General features: G+C 45.7%; 17 protein-coding genes and 1 pseudogene. All 18 read left to right on the top strand.

The features are described from left to right. Nucleotides 1–125 precede the first annotated feature (125 nt). The 18 genes and pseudogenes from EYW48_RS04730 to ompV all read left to right on the top strand — a co-directional run bounded on the left by EYW48_RS04730 (nucleotide 126) and on the right by ompV (nucleotide 16,426). The gene (locus EYW48_RS04730; protein ID WP_171980831.1) at nucleotides 126–854 is read left to right on the top strand and encodes a beta-ketoacyl synthase chain length factor; all 729 of its coding nucleotides are present in this window, start codon (nucleotides 126–128) and stop codon (nucleotides 852–854) included. Continuing rightward, nucleotides 848–1,600, top strand: a pseudogene (locus tag EYW48_RS04725) (lysophospholipid acyltransferase family protein); the annotation flags it as partial. The gene EYW48_RS04730 and the pseudogene EYW48_RS04725, both read left to right, overlap by 7 nt. Before the next feature lie 75 nt (nucleotides 1,601–1,675). Next, entirely contained in the window at nucleotides 1,676–1,939 is a 264-nt protein-coding gene (locus EYW48_RS04720; protein ID WP_053309267.1) for a phosphopantetheine-binding protein, read from the top strand. Nucleotides 1,940–1,951: 12 nt separating this feature from the next. After that, on the top strand, nucleotides 1,952–2,206 hold the full coding sequence (locus tag EYW48_RS04715; protein WP_053309266.1) for an acyl carrier protein: 255 nt from the start codon (nucleotides 1,952–1,954) through the stop codon (nucleotides 2,204–2,206). After that, nucleotides 2,206–2,763: a hypothetical protein gene (locus EYW48_RS04710; protein ID WP_171980829.1), complete on the top strand. Its 558-nt coding sequence runs from the start codon at nucleotides 2,206–2,208 to the stop codon at nucleotides 2,761–2,763. Before EYW48_RS04715 ends, EYW48_RS04710 begins: the two co-directional genes overlap by 1 nt. A 7-nt stretch (nucleotides 2,764–2,770) precedes the next feature. After that, nucleotides 2,771–4,147: an AMP-binding protein gene (locus EYW48_RS04705; protein ID WP_277431942.1), complete on the top strand. Its 1,377-nt coding sequence runs from the start codon at nucleotides 2,771–2,773 to the stop codon at nucleotides 4,145–4,147. 17 nt (nucleotides 4,148–4,164) lie between these two features. Beyond that, nucleotides 4,165–4,533, top strand: coding sequence for a 3-hydroxyacyl-ACP dehydratase (locus tag EYW48_RS04700; protein WP_171980827.1), 369 nt, complete (start codon nucleotides 4,165–4,167; stop codon nucleotides 4,531–4,533). After that, nucleotides 4,526–6,232 carry a glycosyltransferase family 2 protein gene (locus EYW48_RS04695; protein WP_277431941.1) on the top strand — a complete coding sequence of 569 codons (1,707 nt, stop codon included), beginning with the start codon at nucleotides 4,526–4,528 and terminating at the stop codon, nucleotides 6,230–6,232. Before EYW48_RS04700 ends, EYW48_RS04695 begins: the two co-directional genes overlap by 8 nt. Further along, nucleotides 6,213–7,757 carry an aromatic amino acid ammonia-lyase gene (locus EYW48_RS04690; protein WP_176313037.1) on the top strand — a complete coding sequence of 515 codons (1,545 nt, stop codon included), beginning with the start codon at nucleotides 6,213–6,215 and terminating at the stop codon, nucleotides 7,755–7,757. Before EYW48_RS04695 ends, EYW48_RS04690 begins: the two co-directional genes overlap by 20 nt. 8 nt (nucleotides 7,758–7,765) lie before the next feature. Next, nucleotides 7,766–8,206 (top strand): acyl-CoA thioesterase, encoded by a 441-nt coding sequence (locus EYW48_RS04685; RefSeq protein ID WP_053309261.1) that lies wholly within the window; start codon nucleotides 7,766–7,768, stop codon nucleotides 8,204–8,206. Further along, nucleotides 8,203–8,814 (top strand): outer membrane lipoprotein carrier protein LolA, encoded by a 612-nt coding sequence (locus EYW48_RS04680; RefSeq protein ID WP_176313045.1) that lies wholly within the window; start codon nucleotides 8,203–8,205, stop codon nucleotides 8,812–8,814. The genes EYW48_RS04685 and EYW48_RS04680 overlap by 4 nt, the downstream gene beginning before the upstream one ends. Beyond that, nucleotides 8,786–11,134, top strand: coding sequence for an MMPL family transporter (locus tag EYW48_RS04675; protein ID WP_277431940.1), 2,349 nt, complete (start codon nucleotides 8,786–8,788; stop codon nucleotides 11,132–11,134). Before EYW48_RS04680 ends, EYW48_RS04675 begins: the two co-directional genes overlap by 29 nt. Then, nucleotides 11,134–11,754, top strand: a complete 621-nt coding sequence (locus tag EYW48_RS04670) for a DUF3261 domain-containing protein (RefSeq protein ID WP_277431973.1) — start codon at nucleotides 11,134–11,136, stop codon at nucleotides 11,752–11,754. The genes EYW48_RS04675 and EYW48_RS04670 overlap by 1 nt, the downstream gene beginning before the upstream one ends. 9 nt (nucleotides 11,755–11,763) lie before the next feature. Continuing rightward, nucleotides 11,764–12,999, top strand: coding sequence for a beta-ketoacyl-[acyl-carrier-protein] synthase family protein (locus EYW48_RS04665; RefSeq protein WP_277431939.1), 1,236 nt, complete (start codon nucleotides 11,764–11,766; stop codon nucleotides 12,997–12,999). Beyond that, entirely contained in the window at nucleotides 12,977–13,441 is a 465-nt protein-coding gene (locus tag EYW48_RS04660; protein WP_277431938.1) for a hotdog family protein, read from the top strand. The genes EYW48_RS04665 and EYW48_RS04660 overlap by 23 nt, the downstream gene beginning before the upstream one ends. Beyond that, nucleotides 13,438–14,163, top strand: a complete 726-nt coding sequence (locus EYW48_RS04655; protein WP_017045136.1) for a 3-ketoacyl-ACP reductase FabG2 — start codon at nucleotides 13,438–13,440, stop codon at nucleotides 14,161–14,163. Before EYW48_RS04660 ends, EYW48_RS04655 begins: the two co-directional genes overlap by 4 nt. Further along, a complete protein-coding gene (locus tag EYW48_RS04650) occupies nucleotides 14,160–15,389 on the top strand; it encodes a beta-ketoacyl-ACP synthase (RefSeq protein WP_017050422.1) in 1,230 nt (409 codons plus the stop codon). Before EYW48_RS04655 ends, EYW48_RS04650 begins: the two co-directional genes overlap by 4 nt. A gap of 263 nt (nucleotides 15,390–15,652) precedes the next feature. Then, nucleotides 15,653–16,426, top strand: coding sequence for an outer membrane protein OmpV (gene ompV, locus EYW48_RS04645; protein WP_277431937.1), 774 nt, complete (start codon nucleotides 15,653–15,655; stop codon nucleotides 16,424–16,426). Nucleotides 16,427–16,924 lie beyond the last annotated feature (498 nt).

Raw genomic sequence — 16,924 nt, 5'->3', positions numbered from 1 at the left:
ACTTAATCCAACTTCCGCTCAATTCATTAAAAACATTATTTAAGTCAATGATACAAACAGTTATAGTTGTAAGGATTCATCATGTGCCATAGTATTTAACCCCAGCGAAAACAATTCAATATCTTATGTCAAATCAACAGCAATTAATCACACTAAATATTGACACTTGGAAAGCAAATTCGGCTGGCCTAAGTAACTATCAAGATTGGCAAGAATGGGCAAGTACTCAAATATGGCCAGAAGATGCGACATTAAATGTTGCCAATATTCCTGCGATGATGCGTCGTCGTATGAGTACTTTAAGTAAGATCGCCGTTCAAACCGCACTGGAAATAATTCAAGATCAAAAAATTGACTACATGGTTTTTTCTTGCCGCCATGGCGAATTACACCGCAGCGTCGATATCGTCAAGGCTATATTGCAAGGTGAAGAAGCATCACCAATGGCATTTTCACAATCGGTTCATAATACATCTGCAGGGTTAGCGACCATAGCGACTAAACAACCAATACCATTAACCTCTATCGCCGCTTCACAAAATACCTTCCAAAGTGCTCTATTAGAAGCTTGGCTGTATCTCGCAGAACATCCAAACAACAAAGTACTGTTAGTTGATTTCGACGAACCTTTGACAGATGAATATCAACAATTTGAAACTCATCATTACCAGAGTTACGCCTTAGGTCTCGTTATTTCTCAAGGTTCAAATTTAACGATATCATCTTGCCCTTCAACTAACGAAAAACTCACAATGCCTCAAGCGTTAACTTTTCTTAAGCACTATTTATCCAATCAATCTAGCTGGATAATTGAAGGCTCAACGCATGCTTGGCAATGGCAACGTACATGTTAAAGATCAATCAATATTGGCGAGTTTTCGCCACTGGTTTTTGTTTCGCTATATTCGGCCTTGGTGGCCTGTTTCTCAGTTTTATTGCCATCCCGCTTATTTCATTGTTTTCTCGCCAAAGCATCAAGCGTGAATATCGAGTACAAAAAAACATCCAATTCACATTCAATTTATTTTGCAAATTAATGAAACTCACCGGAGCAATTGATTATAAAATTGATGGTGCAGATATTTTAAAACAAGATAAAAACTGTCTTATTGTCGCTAATCACCCAAGCTTAATTGACTATGTTTTAATTGCTTCGCAGTTAAAACAATGCGATTGCTTAGTCAAATCTGCAATTTGGGCGAACCCATTTATGAAACATATTGTTAAAGCGGCGGGCTACATACCTAATGAAACTCCAGATGATTTATTGAATTTGTGTGAAAAGCGCTTTGATCAAGGCAATGTACTGTTAATTTTCCCTGAAGGGACTCGCACCACCCCGGGGATTAAGTCAAAACTACAACGTGGCGCAGCACAAATTGCGATAAGAACCCAACGTGATTTGCGAGTCATCCATATTACTGTTTCTCCTCACTTTCTTACTAAAGAAAGCAAATGGTATCAGGTACCCAAAACTAAACCCTTTTTCCATGTGGAAATTAAAGGTAGAATCGAGACGCAGCCCTTTATCGATCAAGCTGTGAATGCAACCACTGCAGCTAGGCATTTAAACCGCCATCTTGCAGATAAGCTTTTCCCATCAAAACAACATCAGTATTCACTAAAAAACGATAATATTTTTAGCAACTATTTGCATACAAACAAGCAGGTTTACGTGGAAACACTACATAAAGAAATCAAACAACTGATCATTGAAGCTCTTAACCTCGAAGATATCACTGTTGAAGAGATTGACTCCGATGCACCATTATTTGGTGATGGCTTAGGCTTAGATTCTATTGACGCTTTAGAGCTCGGTTTGGCGATTAAAAAGAAGTACAATATCGTTATTGACGCTGATGATTCCCATACTCGCCAACACTTTGCATCAGTGGCAAATTTAGCACGTTATATTTCATCTCAAACTAACCACAAATAAACAGATAGCGTTATGACAGAAGTAAACCAACAAGTATTTGATCAAGTTAAAGAAGCTCTCGTTGAATTATTTGAAATTGATGAATCTGAAATTCAACCTGACGCACATCTGTATCAAGATTTAGATCTCGACAGTATCGATGCTGTCGATCTTGTCGTCCATCTACAAAAAGTAACAGGAAAGAAAATTAAACCTGAAGAGTTTAAAGCCGTTCGCACTGTTAATGACGTTGTAGAAGCGGTAATTGAACTCGTGAAGGAAAACTAATGCGCCAATTGCTGACAGTTTTGTCTGCAATTGTCCTGCTTGCCTATCCTTTCGCGGTCTATTTAGGGATCAATGAATTTGGTCTACAGACTGTTGGAATTCTACTAGCCTGTATTTTCGGCTTAAGAATAGTAGCAGGGCAGCAGGCCAAAATTCAGGAATTGAAGCAATTAGCGTGGATAAGTGGGCTGATTGGCCTGACTTTAGCCATTTTAGGCATAGTCTTTAAACAGCATGGTTGGTTACTATTTTATCCCGTTGTCGTCAATGTATGCATGCTGAGTGTTTTTGCGTTAAGCCTTAAACAAAAGCAGACCATCATTGAACGACTCGCTCGCTTACAAGAACCAGACCTCCCGCAAAGTGGCATTGCCTACACGCGCACAGTAACCAAAGTGTGGTGTGTTTATTTTATGTTCAACGGCGTTATTGCCCTATTTACTTGTTTTCAATCTATCGAAATCTGGACCTTATACAACGGCCTCATCAGCTACCTCCTTGCAGGTGCTATCTTTGCTGGGGAATGGCTTGTAAGACAAAAAATTCGTCAAAGCTAGGCAAATTATGAATATCGACAACAACGATTTTTATTCACTTTCCACTTTATTGTCATCGCCAAAAGACCGTGATCATGTCGTTGCTTTTGATCGGGGAAAGCACATCCGTTGGTCACAATTTCTGTTTGACATAGCTCAACTACGAGATCGACTGCGTCAGCATAACGCTCACCATATTGCATTATGCTCTAATAATAGTTATCTCTTTGCTGTTGGATTTTTTGCGGTGTGTCATGCCAATAAATATTTGGTTTTACCGGGAAACTATCAACCAGCGGCTTTAGCCGAACTCAGCCCTTATTTCGAACTTCTGCTGTGTGATGAAACTATTCATCACACCCATTTAACCGACAGTTTGCTTCTAGAACATTCACAACATCCCAGCTCATTGATTGAATTCCCAACACTCGATCTAACTCAACATAGCGTCACGCTGTTTACGTCTGGAAGCAGTGGCATACCGAAAGCTATCATTAAAACACTGCATCAACTTGACGTTGAAATTGCTATTTTAGAAAAGCTCTGGGGGGCTGTGCTGCAAGATTCAAAGATAGAAAGTACCGTTTCGCATCAACATATCTACGGCTTACTATTTCGCCTATTATGGCCCCTATGTTCTGGTCGAGCATTCGCAATTTACAACTTAGAATTCCCGGAGCAAGTGATCGCTCACGCGCAACCAAATACGACCTTGATTAGTAGTCCAGCATTATTGAAACGACTAACTCAAGAAGAACATGCCAAGCCAATGTGCGCTGTTTTTTCTTCTGGGGGGCCACTCAGCTATAGCGCATCCTGTCATGCGGACACCCTATTTCATCAACGCCCGATAGAAGTCTATGGCAGTACAGAAACTGGCGGGATAGCCTACAGACAGCAGCACAATGAAATGCAACCTTGGCAATTATTTCCGTCTATTGATGCACAGCTCAATCATGAAAACTGCTTAGCTTTGCGTTCAGCTCATATTGATCCTAACGGTTGGTACCAAACGGCTGATGAATGTGAATTCACGGACACACGACACTTTATTCTTAAGGGGCGTACCGATCGCATCATAAAAATCGAAGAAAAGCGGGTATCTCTTGTCGAAGTCGAAAAACGACTTGAGCAATTAGCTTGGATAGTTGAAAGCGCCGTTCTTCCACAACAAGATGGCGAGCGCTTAATCCTAGTCGCTGCACTTGTGTTATCGCCAGAGGGAGAGACCAAACTAGCTGAGCTCGGAAAAGGAAAACTCTGGTTATTATTACGTTCTGAATTACGTCAATGGCTTGAACCAATCGCTTTGCCTCGCCGCTTTAGAGTGGTAAAAGAGATCCCACTCAACAGTCAAGGCAAACGCCTAATGACAGAACTCGTCACACTATTTCAACCATCATGATGATTAAGCCCAACACTATGGTCAAACGAAAACCGACATTATTAGCTACAGAGACCCAATCCGATAGCGTGGTCTTAACATTCAAGGTTGACTCCGATATTTTGGATTTTACTGGGCATTTCCCTCATTTTCCTCTGCTACCAGGAGTGACTCAGATTGATTGGGCTTTACACTACGCACGAGAATATTTACTAGTACCATCCGCATTTAAAGGGATGGAAGTGGTTAAATTTCAAGAGCCAATTCTGCCCGATGCAACCATACAGCTGACCCTAGTATGGGATGCTGAGAAAAATAAACTCTCGTTCAGCTATAACTCTCAACGAGGTGACAACACAGTCACTCACTCTTCAGGCAAAATGAAACTTGGTGAACCTAGTGTCTGACTATCGAGCCTGCTTTTTGATCCCATGCTATAACCACGGCAGTACTGTCGCAAATGTCGTTTCATCACTCGAGTCTTTCACACTTCCTGTGTTATTGGTCGATGATGGTAGCAATCTAGAGACAAAACATGCATTAAATGCACTCACTTCACGCGACAACCTCCACCTGCTCACCCTGACGGAAAACCAAGGCAAAGGTGGAGCGGTAATGGCTGGTATTCGTTATGCCCATCAACTCGGTTTTAGCCATGTCATCCAAATTGATGCTGATGGCCAACATGATGTACAAGCACTCCCTAAACTGCTGGCCGCATCACAAGCACAGCCTACGCATTTGATTTCGGGTCAACCAATTTACGACGAAAGTGTTCCTAAGGCTCGCCTTTACGGCCGATACGCTACCCATATCTGGGTATGGATTGAAACACTATCACTATCGATTAAAGACAGTATGTGCGGCTTTCGTGCGTATCCAGTTGAAAAATCAATTGAAGTAATCGATAGCTATCGAATTGGCAAGCGGATGGATTTTGATATCGAGATTTTGGTGCGCATGTATTGGCAAGGTGTCGACATCGACTTTGTCGAAACTCGCGTGATCTATCCGGAAGGTGGTATTTCACACTTTGATGCCTTATGGGATAACGTTAACATCAGTTGGATGCACACCAAGTTGTTTTTTGGCATGCTTACGCGCATTCCTCGGTTAGTAAAACGCAATTTCAGCCGTACGCAAGCTAATGTCCACTGGTCGAAGCAGCAAGAACGCGGTACGGTACTGGGTATTAAAACTCTGTTGTTTATTTATAGCTTACTGGGGCGCTCTGTTTTTAACCTCATTTTGAGAGTAGTCATTGGTTACTACCACTTAACGGGTAAACAGGTAAAACAAGCTTCGGAGCATTATCTACAACAACTAAGAGAGCACGCCAGCCAACACTCGCTTGCGTTGCCAACGCATTTATCTAGCTACAATCATTTGCTCTCTTTTGGTCACACCATGCTTGATAAGCTTGCGGCTTGGAAAGGTGATTTTACGGTTGATAATTTAACCATTCACGGACAAGACCTTTTTCAACAACTCGTCGAGCGCAAACAAGGCGTGCTACTGTTGGGGTCTCATCTTGGCAATATTGAACTGTGCCGAGCCTTGGGACGTCGGCATACATCGATTAAAATCAATGCATTAGTCTTTACTGAACATGCAGAACGTTTTAACACCGTAATGAAAGCCATCAATCCAAATTCAGAGCTCAATCTCATTCAAGTAAGTAGCCTTGGGCCTAGCACTGCCATTTTATTACAACAGAAAATTGAACAAGGTGAATGGGTCGTTATCGTCGGAGATCGAACGTCAACCAGTAAAGAAACCCGAGCCGTTTGGGCAGATTTCTTAAGTAAACCAGCCCCATTTCCACAAGGGCCATTTATGCTAGCATCTATTTTAAAAGCCCCAGTATACCTTCTGTTTGGTTTAAGAGATGATACGGCACAAAAACCTCATTTTAACGTCTATTTCGAGCACTTTAGCGACAGCATAGATCTACCGAGGAAAGAACGACAAGCGGCGTTAGCGCAGGTAGTACAACGCTACGCTGATCGGCTGGAACATTACACACTGCAAGCTCCACTGCAGTGGTATAACTTTTTCAACTTTTGGACTCTAAGTAAACAACAGCATGACGATTCAGACAGATAACCGCATAACTTTTGGCGTCGATCACCTCACCATTGAAGATGTTGTCGCGATTTCGCAAGGCGCGCAGGCCAACCTCAATTCTTCAGCGGAATTCACCGCTAAAATTGATCGCGGCGTCGCTTTTTTAGAACGACTTTTAAAAGAAGAAGGCGTGATTTACGGCGTGACCACCGGCTATGGTGATTCATGCACCGTGGCCATTCCGCCGAATCTAGTGGATCAATTACCACTGCATTTGACTCGCTTTCACGGCTGTGGCTTAGGCGAGGTATTAAGCCACCAGCAATCACGCGCAGTATTAGCAACACGCTTATGTTCACTAGCGCAAGGTGTCTCTGGTGTGAGCCATGAACTGCTTAACCAAATCGTCACCTTGATCAACCACGATATTGCCCCTCGTATTCCACAAGAAGGTTCGGTCGGGGCAAGCGGCGATTTAACGCCACTCTCCTACCTCGCGGCCACACTGATTGGTGAGCGCGACGTGCTTTATAAAGATGAGATGCGCCCGACTCAAGATGTGTTTGACGAACTGGGTATTAGCCCGATTAAGCTAAAACCAAAAGAGGGATTGGCGCTGATGAACGGCACATCAGTCATGACCGCTTTAGCCTGCTTAGCCTATAAACGCGCCGAGTATTTAACTCAACTCTGCACCAAAATTACCGCTATGGTGTCTGTCGGCATTCAGGGTAACGACTTCCATTTTGATGCCGCGCTATTTGCCGTCAAGCCGCATCCTGGTCAGCAACAAATCGCAGCATGGCTACGTGATGACTTACAAGCAGAGCGCCCACCTCGCAACAGTGACCGCCTGCAAGATCGCTATTCATTGCGCTGCGCACCCCATGTGATTGGCACCGTGCAAGATGCACTGCCGTGGCTACGTCAACTGATTGAAAATGAGCTCAACAGTGCCAACGACAACCCCATCATCGATGGCGATAATGAACGCGTACTGCACGGCGGTCATTTTTACGGCGGCCACATTGCCATGGCAATGGATACCTTAAAAACGCAGGTTGCTAACCTAGCCGATTTGCTCGATCGCCAAATGGCGCAATTGATGGATTACAAATTCAACAACGGTTTGCCGTTTAACTTAACTGGTGCAGAAGGCGAAAGAAAACCGATCAACCACGGTTTTAAAGCCGTGCAGATTGGCATTTCAGCGTGGACGGCCGAAGCCTTGAAACATACCATGCCTGCTAGTGTTTTTTCACGTTCGACTGAGTGTCACAACCAAGATAAAGTTAGCATGGGAACCATTGCCGCACGTGATTGCCTACGTGTGCTTGAACTGACAGAACAAGTGGCGGCCGCCTCACTGTTAGCGGCTACCCAAGCAATAGAATTGCGCAAACGTCATAATGAGCTGGATGAGCAACACATGAGTCACAATATCAAGCAAATGCGTTCCGCTGTGTTGCAAGAGTTTGACTTTGTAGTGGAAGATCGTCCACTAGAACATGATTTGCGCCACTTTATTAACCGCATTCAACAACGCCACTGGGCACTTTACTAGGAAGCGCGATGAGCGATGTACTTCATCCATTGGAAAGTGAGGTGACCTTAGTCACCTCGTTTCAAGATGCCGACCCAATGGGCGTTATCTACCACGGCAATTATTTTCGTTTTTTTGAAGAAGCACGCCGCGTGCTGATGGAAAAAATTGATTACAGCTATCATGCGATGACTCAATCGGGCTACCTATGGCCAGTGATTGATACCCACGTGAAGTACGTGAAAGCGATCCCGTTCAACCATACGATTCGTGTCAAAGCGACCTTGACCGAATGGGAAAATCGCTTGCGTGTTAACTACATGATTTTTGATAGCCAGACCGGGCAACGAATGTGTAAAGCGCACACCACTCAAGTAGCGGTTCGCATCGACACGCAAGAGATGTGTTTCGCTTCCCCAACGCTATTTACCGACAAAGTGCAGCACTGGCATACCTACGGGAAATTATAATGCGCCGTTTTCTATGGCTAACTTTAGCTCTATTCTCGCCCCAACTCTGGGCACAGGTGACCGACCTTGCCTCACTGCAAGCGCAGTTGGCGAAACACCAGATCGTGCGCGGAGAGTTTACTCAACTCCGCCATATTGAGATGTTCGAACAACCACTATCGTCAGCTGGGAAATTCTTGCTTGATGAACAAAATGGCCTACTTTGGCAACAAAACTCACCATTTCCGGTTAATTTAGTGCTAACACAAGACAAGCTTCGCCAAACTTTTGCTAACCAACCACCACAGGTGATTACCGAAAAAGAGAACCCAATGGCGTTTTATTTCAGCCATCTCTTTTTGTCGGTATTTCATGGTGACACGCAGCAATTAAATAAACAATTTACGATGACGCTGCACACCGGAGATGGCCAGTGGCAGTTAAATTTAACGCCGAGAAATGAGCCACTGAACTCTGTGTTTACCTCGATAACGTTAACGGGACGAGATGACATTGATGGTTTAATCCTGCAAGAAGTGCGAGGCGACAAAACCGAGATTCAGTTTACTAACCAAAACCACCAGCCAGAGCGTTTAACCCATGCTGAGCAAACGCAGTTTAACTTCTAAATCGAATCGGCTGGCATTGTTCTGGCTGACTTTTGTGATCCTCTGTCTTGGCTTACTGCTCAAGCAGTGGGCCTTTTCGGCAGCCTCACCAATCGAAACGGATATCCTTAAGCTACTGCCAGCCAACCAGCAAAGTGTGCTCGCCGAGCAAGCGTTTGAAAAAGTCACCGCTAGTATGAGCGATAAGGTAGTATTTATTGTCACTGCACCCAATGAGGCTGACCGACTCAAATCCGTGACAACGCTAGAAAACCATCTCAAGCAGAGTGGCTATTTCAAGGATGTGGTTGGGAAAATCGATGCCACTCAACAGAGCGCTTGGGCTAGTTACTACTTTCAACATCGAGCACAGCTGCTCACCAGCGAGCAACGTAATCAGCTCAGTCAACATCCCGAACAACAAGTGCAAACAGTAGTGCAAGCCCTATATAACCCTTTTTCTGGGGTGACAGGGAAAGAGCTAAGTCACGACCCTTTTTTGCTATTTCGCGACTACTTAGCGCAAGTTAGCCAGCTATCGTCTCATTTTCGTTTGCAAGATGGATACTTAACCCGCGAGTATCAAGGCCAAAAATACGTGCTGATCACCGCTCAGCTCAACGATTCACCATACAGTTTCAAAGCGCAACAAGTGGTGCCCGATATTGCTCAATGGCAACAACGCATCAAGCAACAATTTGGGGCGGATATTTATCACACTGGTGTTTTATTTTACGCCGATTTTGGTACTCAAAGTGCCAAGTCAGAAATCAGCACCATCGGCCTTTTCTCATTACTCGGCATTGTGCTGTTGGTAATGCTGGTTTTTCGCAGTGCCATGCCTTTACTGTTGGCACTGCTCTCGGTATCCGTTGGGTTAGTGGTTGCCATGGTGATCACCACCGCGTTTTTTGGTCAGATCCATCTGTTTAGCTTAGTGTTCGGTGCCAGCTTGATTGGCGTTTCAATCGACTACGCCTTTCACTACCTGACCGATCGCCTTGCCGCGAATGAACAATGGGACAGCATGCAGGGGCTAAAACATATTCTGACCGCCATTACCTTAGGGTTAATCACCAGTTTAATTGGCTATCTCGGTCTACTGGTCGCCCCTTTCCCCGGCTTACAACAGTTAGCGCTATTTTCCGCCTTGGGGCTCGTTGCCGCTTACGCAACGGTCGTGGCTTGGTATCCGATTTTGGCTAAAAAGCCAAGTTTATCGAGAACTCTCCCCGGCCTCACTTATTGGTCTTTATGGTTTTCGCTTTGGCAAAAGCCATGGGTTAAATGGGGCCTACCCTCGGCGTTATTGATCACCAGCAGCCTTGCCCTGACACAAGTGCACTACAACGACGATATTCGACAATTACAAGCCATGCCGAGCGAATTAAAACAGCAAGAGCTGCAAATTAGCGCCTTGACTGGTATTCAATCATCACAGCAAATGTTGGTCGTCAGTGCCGACGATGATGAAACATTAATGCAGCAGTTAGAAAAATTAGATACGCAATTGTCACAATGGCAACAACAAGGCGTACTTTCTGGCTATCAAAGTTTAAGCCAAAACATCAGCTCGCTTAAGCATCAACAAGAAAACTACGCACTGGTTGAAGCACTGTACGCGAACCAAGGTGCAGCACTGGCTCACACGCTGAAACTATCTTCGATTCCTAAACTGGAAGCGTCATTTTTGCCCATTACACTGGCGCATTATTTAGCCCATGATGTTTCCCAACCGCTGCGCTTTCTTTATTTGGGTGAAGTTGAGCAAAAAGTGGCGGCGGTAGTGCTGCTGAAAGAGGTTCACCAAGCGGCGGTAATTAAGCAGTTTGCGGCGCAAAACAGCGACTACGCCTATTTGAATAAAACCGAAGAGATCTCAACCCTGTTTGGGCAGTATCGCCTTAAAGTGATGGAATTAATTGCGCTGGCACTGACCTTGATCAGCGCTCTCACTACTTGGCGCTACGGCGTGAAACACAGCATTCGCATTATGTTACCTTCGCTTATTGCTTGTATGGCTGGGTTAGCCGTCACCGTCGCGACAGGCTCTACGCTCAATTTATTCAATCTATTAGCGCTAGTATTAGTGATAGGTATCGGTATTGATTACACGCTCTTTTTTGCCGAACAAGCCCGCAGTCACAGTACCTTGCTTGCCATAACCCTTTCAGCACTGACTACTTTGCTCTCGTTTGGTCTGCTTGCTCTTAGCCAAACTCACGCCATTCACAGTTTTGGTTTGACGGTACTTAGCGGCATTTTCGTTGCTTGGTTGCTTTCACCAATGGCGATCAAATCACAACCTGCCGCCATGAAAGCGCATGAGGAAAAACCATGATGATGAGACAGATACGCCTTACACTGCCCATACTGTTACTGATGTTGTCTGGCTGCTCTTTAGTGCCAAACCAAGCTTCCACGCAAGTAGAAATTAGCCCCAACACATTCGTTACACTGCCCAAACCTGCGCAACTTGGGTACCAAGTCACAGCAAGCCAGTTGATCAGCGCCCGTTGGCAAGATGACAGTGGCCAACATAACCAACAGCTTCCGGTCCAGTTGCAGGTGACCGATGACAAGATTGTGCTGGCAGGGTTTTCATCTTGGGGAACGAGGATTTTATCGCTCAATTATCAGCAAGATACTATTGAGACCAGCGTGCTCAATGGCTTGGAAAACACCTTGCCGAAGCCCGAACAGATACTCTTTAACCTGATGATCACGCTCTGGCCGCGAAATGCTTGGGAAGCCTCGTTAAATAAGGTAAAGTGGCAAATCATTGATGATGAGAATAGACGAACACTCATCAATGAACTGGGTGAAACAGTGATTGTTATTGATTATCAACATCCCTTCTCGATGAAGGGCGATATTCGCTTCCACAATCAATTATTGAATTACACCATTACGATTACAACGCTCAGTGCCCAGCACCCTTTGCCGCCCACACAACCGTAGATAGCTATCATGAACTCATCCACGACTTCTCCTATTGATTCTCGCTCACCTATTTATGTCCAAGACTGCGGTTTTCACTGCGCGATGGGGAGTGACTCGTCGCACATTCACCAAAGTTTAGCGCAGGGCTATTGTGACAACATTGTGGCTGACGACACGTCGCTCAATACTGGCACCGCAACCATCGTAGGCCGAGTGAGTGAACCGCTACCAGAAATCCCAGCGCATTTAAGTGCGTTCAATACGCGCAACAACCAACTGGCTTTATCGGCACTGCAACAAATCGAACCAAGCGTCCGCCACGCGATTGCCACTTATGGTGCAGATCGCATTGCAGTGGTGGTTGGCACGAGCACGTCCGGCATTGCTGATGGCGAAATCGCACTCGCCCACAAGTTAGAGCAGGGCGAATTCCCAAGCGACTACCACTACTACAAACAGGAATTAGGCAATTGCAGTGATTTTATCGCTCGCTATTTTGCAATAAGCGGCCCCTGCTACGCCATTTCGACCGCCTGTTCATCCAGTGGCCGCGTCTTTATCACCGCCAAAAGAATGCTTAATGCTGGGTTGGTTGATGCGGTGATTGTCGGTGGTGCTGACACTTTGTGCCGCTTAACTCTCAATGGTTTTAACGGTTTAGAAGCGCTGTCTCAACGTTTGTGTAAACCGTTTGATGCACAGCGAGATGGCATCAACATTGGTGAATCTGCCGCTTTTATGCTGCTGGGTAAAACGCCGTCTCAGCAACACACTCACGCCATTGCGCTATTGGGTGCAGGCGACAGCTCCGATGCACACCATATTTCTGCACCCCACCCAGATGGAAACGGTGCAGAACAGGCAATGCGTAACGCGCTGCAAGATGCCAAATTAACCGCCAGTGATATCGGCTATATCAACGCTCACGGCACCGCAACACAGCTCAATGACAGCATGGAAAGTAAAGCGATTTTTCGCGTTTTTGGCCAGCACGTTGCGGTGAGTTCAACCAAACCACTCACTGGACATACGCTCGGCGCGGCCAGTGCAACCGAAGCCGCCATTGCTTGGCACATACTGCAATACCAATTGCCTTTGCCCATTCAGCGCTGTGCTAACAAAGCGCCAGACATCGATATTACGCTAGTGGAAACCACTCAATATTTAGAAAACAAGGCCATTTTAAGCAACTCCTTTGCTTTTGGTGGCAACAATATTAGCCTCATTTTTGGTTACGTTAATGACAAAGCTTCCTGCAATTGATCAACTGCTGCCTCATCAAGCGCCGATGATTTTGATTGACCGCGCGCTTGAGGTACAGAGCGAATCTATCCACTGCCAAGTGGATATTGAATCGCACCACCTGTTTTTTGACCCAGTGACACAAAGCATACCGGCCTATGTCGGTATCGAGTTTATGGCACAAGCTATTGCCGCGTGGTCTGGGTATCATTCACTTATCCAAAGCATTCAACCACCGATTGGCTTTCTGCTCGGCAGTCGCCGTTATCGCGCGCTGTGCGATGCATTCTTGAAAGGGCAAACGCTCGATATCTATGCTGAACAACTAATGCAAGACAATGGTATGGCTGTGTTTAGCGCAAGAATAGAGCACCAGCACCAGCTTTTGGCCGAATGCCAATTAAATGTGTATGTGCCATCAGAACAAAAATTAGAAGAAATGAAAATGAGGAGTCAAGCATGACCCGACACGTATTAGTGACTGGTGCGAGTAAAGGCATAGGCAAAGCGATTGCGATTGCGCTCGCCAAAGATGGTTTTGCCATTGCCGTCCATTACATGGGCGACCAGCAAGGTGCCCTGCAAACACTAGCGACCATCGAGCAAAACGGTGGTTCAGGCCGATTGATTCAATTTGACATCAGCAACCGAGCTCAGTGTCGCGAAGTATTGGAAGCCGATATTGCTCTACATGGCGCTTATTACGGCGTGGTCAATAACGCGGGCATTACTCGTGACACGGCGTTTCCCGCCATGACAGAACAAGAATGGGATGGTGTAATTCACACCAATTTAGACAGCTTTTATAACGTCCTCCACCCTTGTGTGATGCCAATGGTGCAAAAACGCCAAGGTGGGCGCATTGTGACTTTAGCATCGGTGTCGGGCATCACGGGCAACCGAGGTCAAACCAATTACAGCGCCGCTAAAGCTGGCGTGATTGGCGCGACCAAATCGCTCGCGCTTGAACTGGCTAAGCGCAAAATCACCGTCAACTGTGTTGCTCCGGGTTTAATCGATACCGGCATGGTAGATGAGCACGTCAAAGAGCACGCACTGCCACAAGTTCCTTTACGCCGCATGGGTGAACCCGAAGAAGTCGCAGGCCTTGTGAGCTATTTAATGTCTGATATTGCCGCTTATGTTACTCGCCAAGTTATCTCGGTTAATGGAGGCTTAGTATGACCCGTCGCGTTGTCGTTACAGGCATGTCCGGCGTGACTGCTTTTGGTAATGACTGGGCCAGTATTGAGCCAAAACTCAGAGCTTGTGAAAATGCCACTCAATATATGCCTTCCTATGAGCAGTATGAGGGTTTAAACACTAAACTCGCCGCGCCAATAATGGGCTTTACACTGCCTAGCCACTACAAACGTAAACAAGTCCGAGGTATGGGCCGCGTGTCACAACTGGCGACCGTTGCCACCGAAAATGCGCTGCTGCAAGCAGGCTTAATTGGTCATGAAGTGCTGACGAATGGCCAAACCGGTATCGCTTATGGTTCATCAACAGGCAGTACCGATGCCATCGGTGCGTTTGGTGTCATGCTCAACGAAAAAACCACTCGAGCCATTACCGCCACCACTTATGTGCAGATGATGCCTCACACTGCCGCGGTGAACGTAGGCCTATTTTTCGGGCTCAAAGGCCGCGTCATTCCAACCAGTAGCGCCTGCACGTCTGGTAGCCAAGCCATCGGTTACGCGTATGAAGCGATCAAACACGGCTACCAAACCGTAATGGTGGCGGGCGGTGGTGAAGAGCTCTGCCCTACCGAATCGGCCGTATTTGATACCTTATTTGCCACTAGCCTCAAAAACGACCAGCCAAAAACCACCCCACGCCCGTATGATACTCAGCGTGATGGTTTAGTAATTGGTGAAGGCGCAGGAACTTTAGTGCTTGAAGAGTATGAACACGCCATCGCACGCGGTGCCGCCATTCACGCAGAAATCATCGGTTTTGCCAGCAACTGCGATGCCGCCCATGTCACTCAACCACAAATGGACACCATGCAAATCTGTATGGAGATGGCGCTGCGTGATGCCAATTTAAGTGCAGATAAAATTGACTATGTTTCTGCCCACGGTACGGCGACCGACCGGGGAGACATAGCAGAAAGTCACGCCACCGCAAACGCGTTGGGTAAAGTGCCGATCAGCTCGTTGAAAAGTTATTTTGGTCACACATTGGGCGCATGTGGCGCGGTTGAAGCTTGGTTGGGTTTAGAAATGATGCGCAGCGGTTGGTTTAATCCAACCCTTAACCTAGATAACATCGACCCGCAATGTGGCGATCTTGATTACATTACAGGCACCGGGCGTGAGCTGGATGTGCAATACCTAATGAGCAATAACTTTGCTTTTGGTGGCATCAACACTTCGATTATTTTTAAAAAATTCAGCGAATAATCCCATAAAAAGCCGTTGCCCACACAACGGCTTTTTTTACTACGTTGAGTTACAGGCAGTTGGTAAGTAATTTCATCTCTATGAGCATAGACAGGCTATGTGATTCGGATAAACGAACGTAGCCAACCACTGCAACGAGTAGGGCAAGAATAAGCCGATTTGACAAAAGTCAGACATAACCATACAAGCTATTGATATTATCCTCTCTATCGATTTTGTACAGTGTTCACATCCAAACATAAGCCCTTAAATGGAAGAACATAATGAAAAAGATCGCACTATTTATTACAGCATCGCTTATCGCGGGCAACACTTTAGCTGCCCAAACGTACATTCGTAACGGCAATATCTATACCCACGAAGGTCAATGGGTTGCGGAAGTGGGTGCTTTTGGCAGCACTGACCTACTCAAGGATCAAGACAAGTCTTACGGTGCTTTGCTGAACTTTGGCTACCACGGTGAAGATTTGAATGCAGACCTCACCAGTATTAACTACCGCTTCTTTGGTAACACAGGGGATGTCGTTAATCTAGGTACTTACCTGACGGGCAGCGGCGTTACTTATGACCAAGATTCGGCAAACAGCGTTAAAGGAATGGATAAGCGTAAAGCCACGATTGATCTAGGTTTAAATGCTGATATCGCGCTGGGTAACGGTACCGTATCGACCTACTTCCAACATGATATTCTCAAAGAAAACAAAGGCTACAAAACTGGCGTTAACTACTTCCATGTCATCGATTTAGGTGCTGTTGATTTGGTACCTTTTGCGGGCATTAGTTACCAGAGTTCGGATTACAACAACTACTATTTCGGTGTGAAAGACAAAGAAGCGACCGCACAGCGTAAAGCTTACCATGCAGGTGGCGACTTCTCTTACAACCTAGGTTACAAACTGGCTTACCCAATTAATGACCGTTGGGAAATCACCCAAACCAGTTCTTACACCCGTTTAGGCTCTGATGTCGCCAATTCGCCAATCGTAGAAAGCGCAAACCAATGGCTCGTTGGCGCAACCGTCGCTTACCACTTTTAAGCTGTACCGCCCTCAGGCAGGAGCCGTATCCCCTGCCTGATTTTTCTACTTGAACTGCCCATCTCGATCAAAATAGCGTTGATATGAACCCACGCATTGATTCTCTATGAATCTTGCCTTTTGCATGTCTGAGTTTTCCATGCCTGAGGTAATTCATGGAGTACAAACCTACGACCCCATGAAACTCAATTTTGCCCCATTTCGCGTTAGATCTTTTACTCATCCACATTCGGTTCATATACTTTTGCACTACTAAAAATTATCCATTCTTATAGTACTGTTAGCTGAGCATCCCCGCGATGAATCACGGGGCGTAATTTCACCGTAATTATGAACATTTGGTCAACCTATTTTTACAAACTCCAACACCCCACCCACTATTAGATGCTTATAAAGCAGTAGGTTATCTCTCACATTCATTTCTTTATGCTATTAATTGGGAAGTAATGTGTGTACGCTCGGTCTCTATTGATATTTTGGGCAACCATGTGCATTTCA

It is taken from the genome of Vibrio sp. 1180_3 (genome assembly GCF_029478545.1).
Classification (GTDB): Bacteria; Pseudomonadota; Gammaproteobacteria; order Enterobacterales; family Vibrionaceae; genus Vibrio; species Vibrio aestuarianus.
The sequence above is the reverse complement of the archived record's forward strand: the minus strand, read 5'-3'. Positions and strand labels throughout refer to the sequence as shown.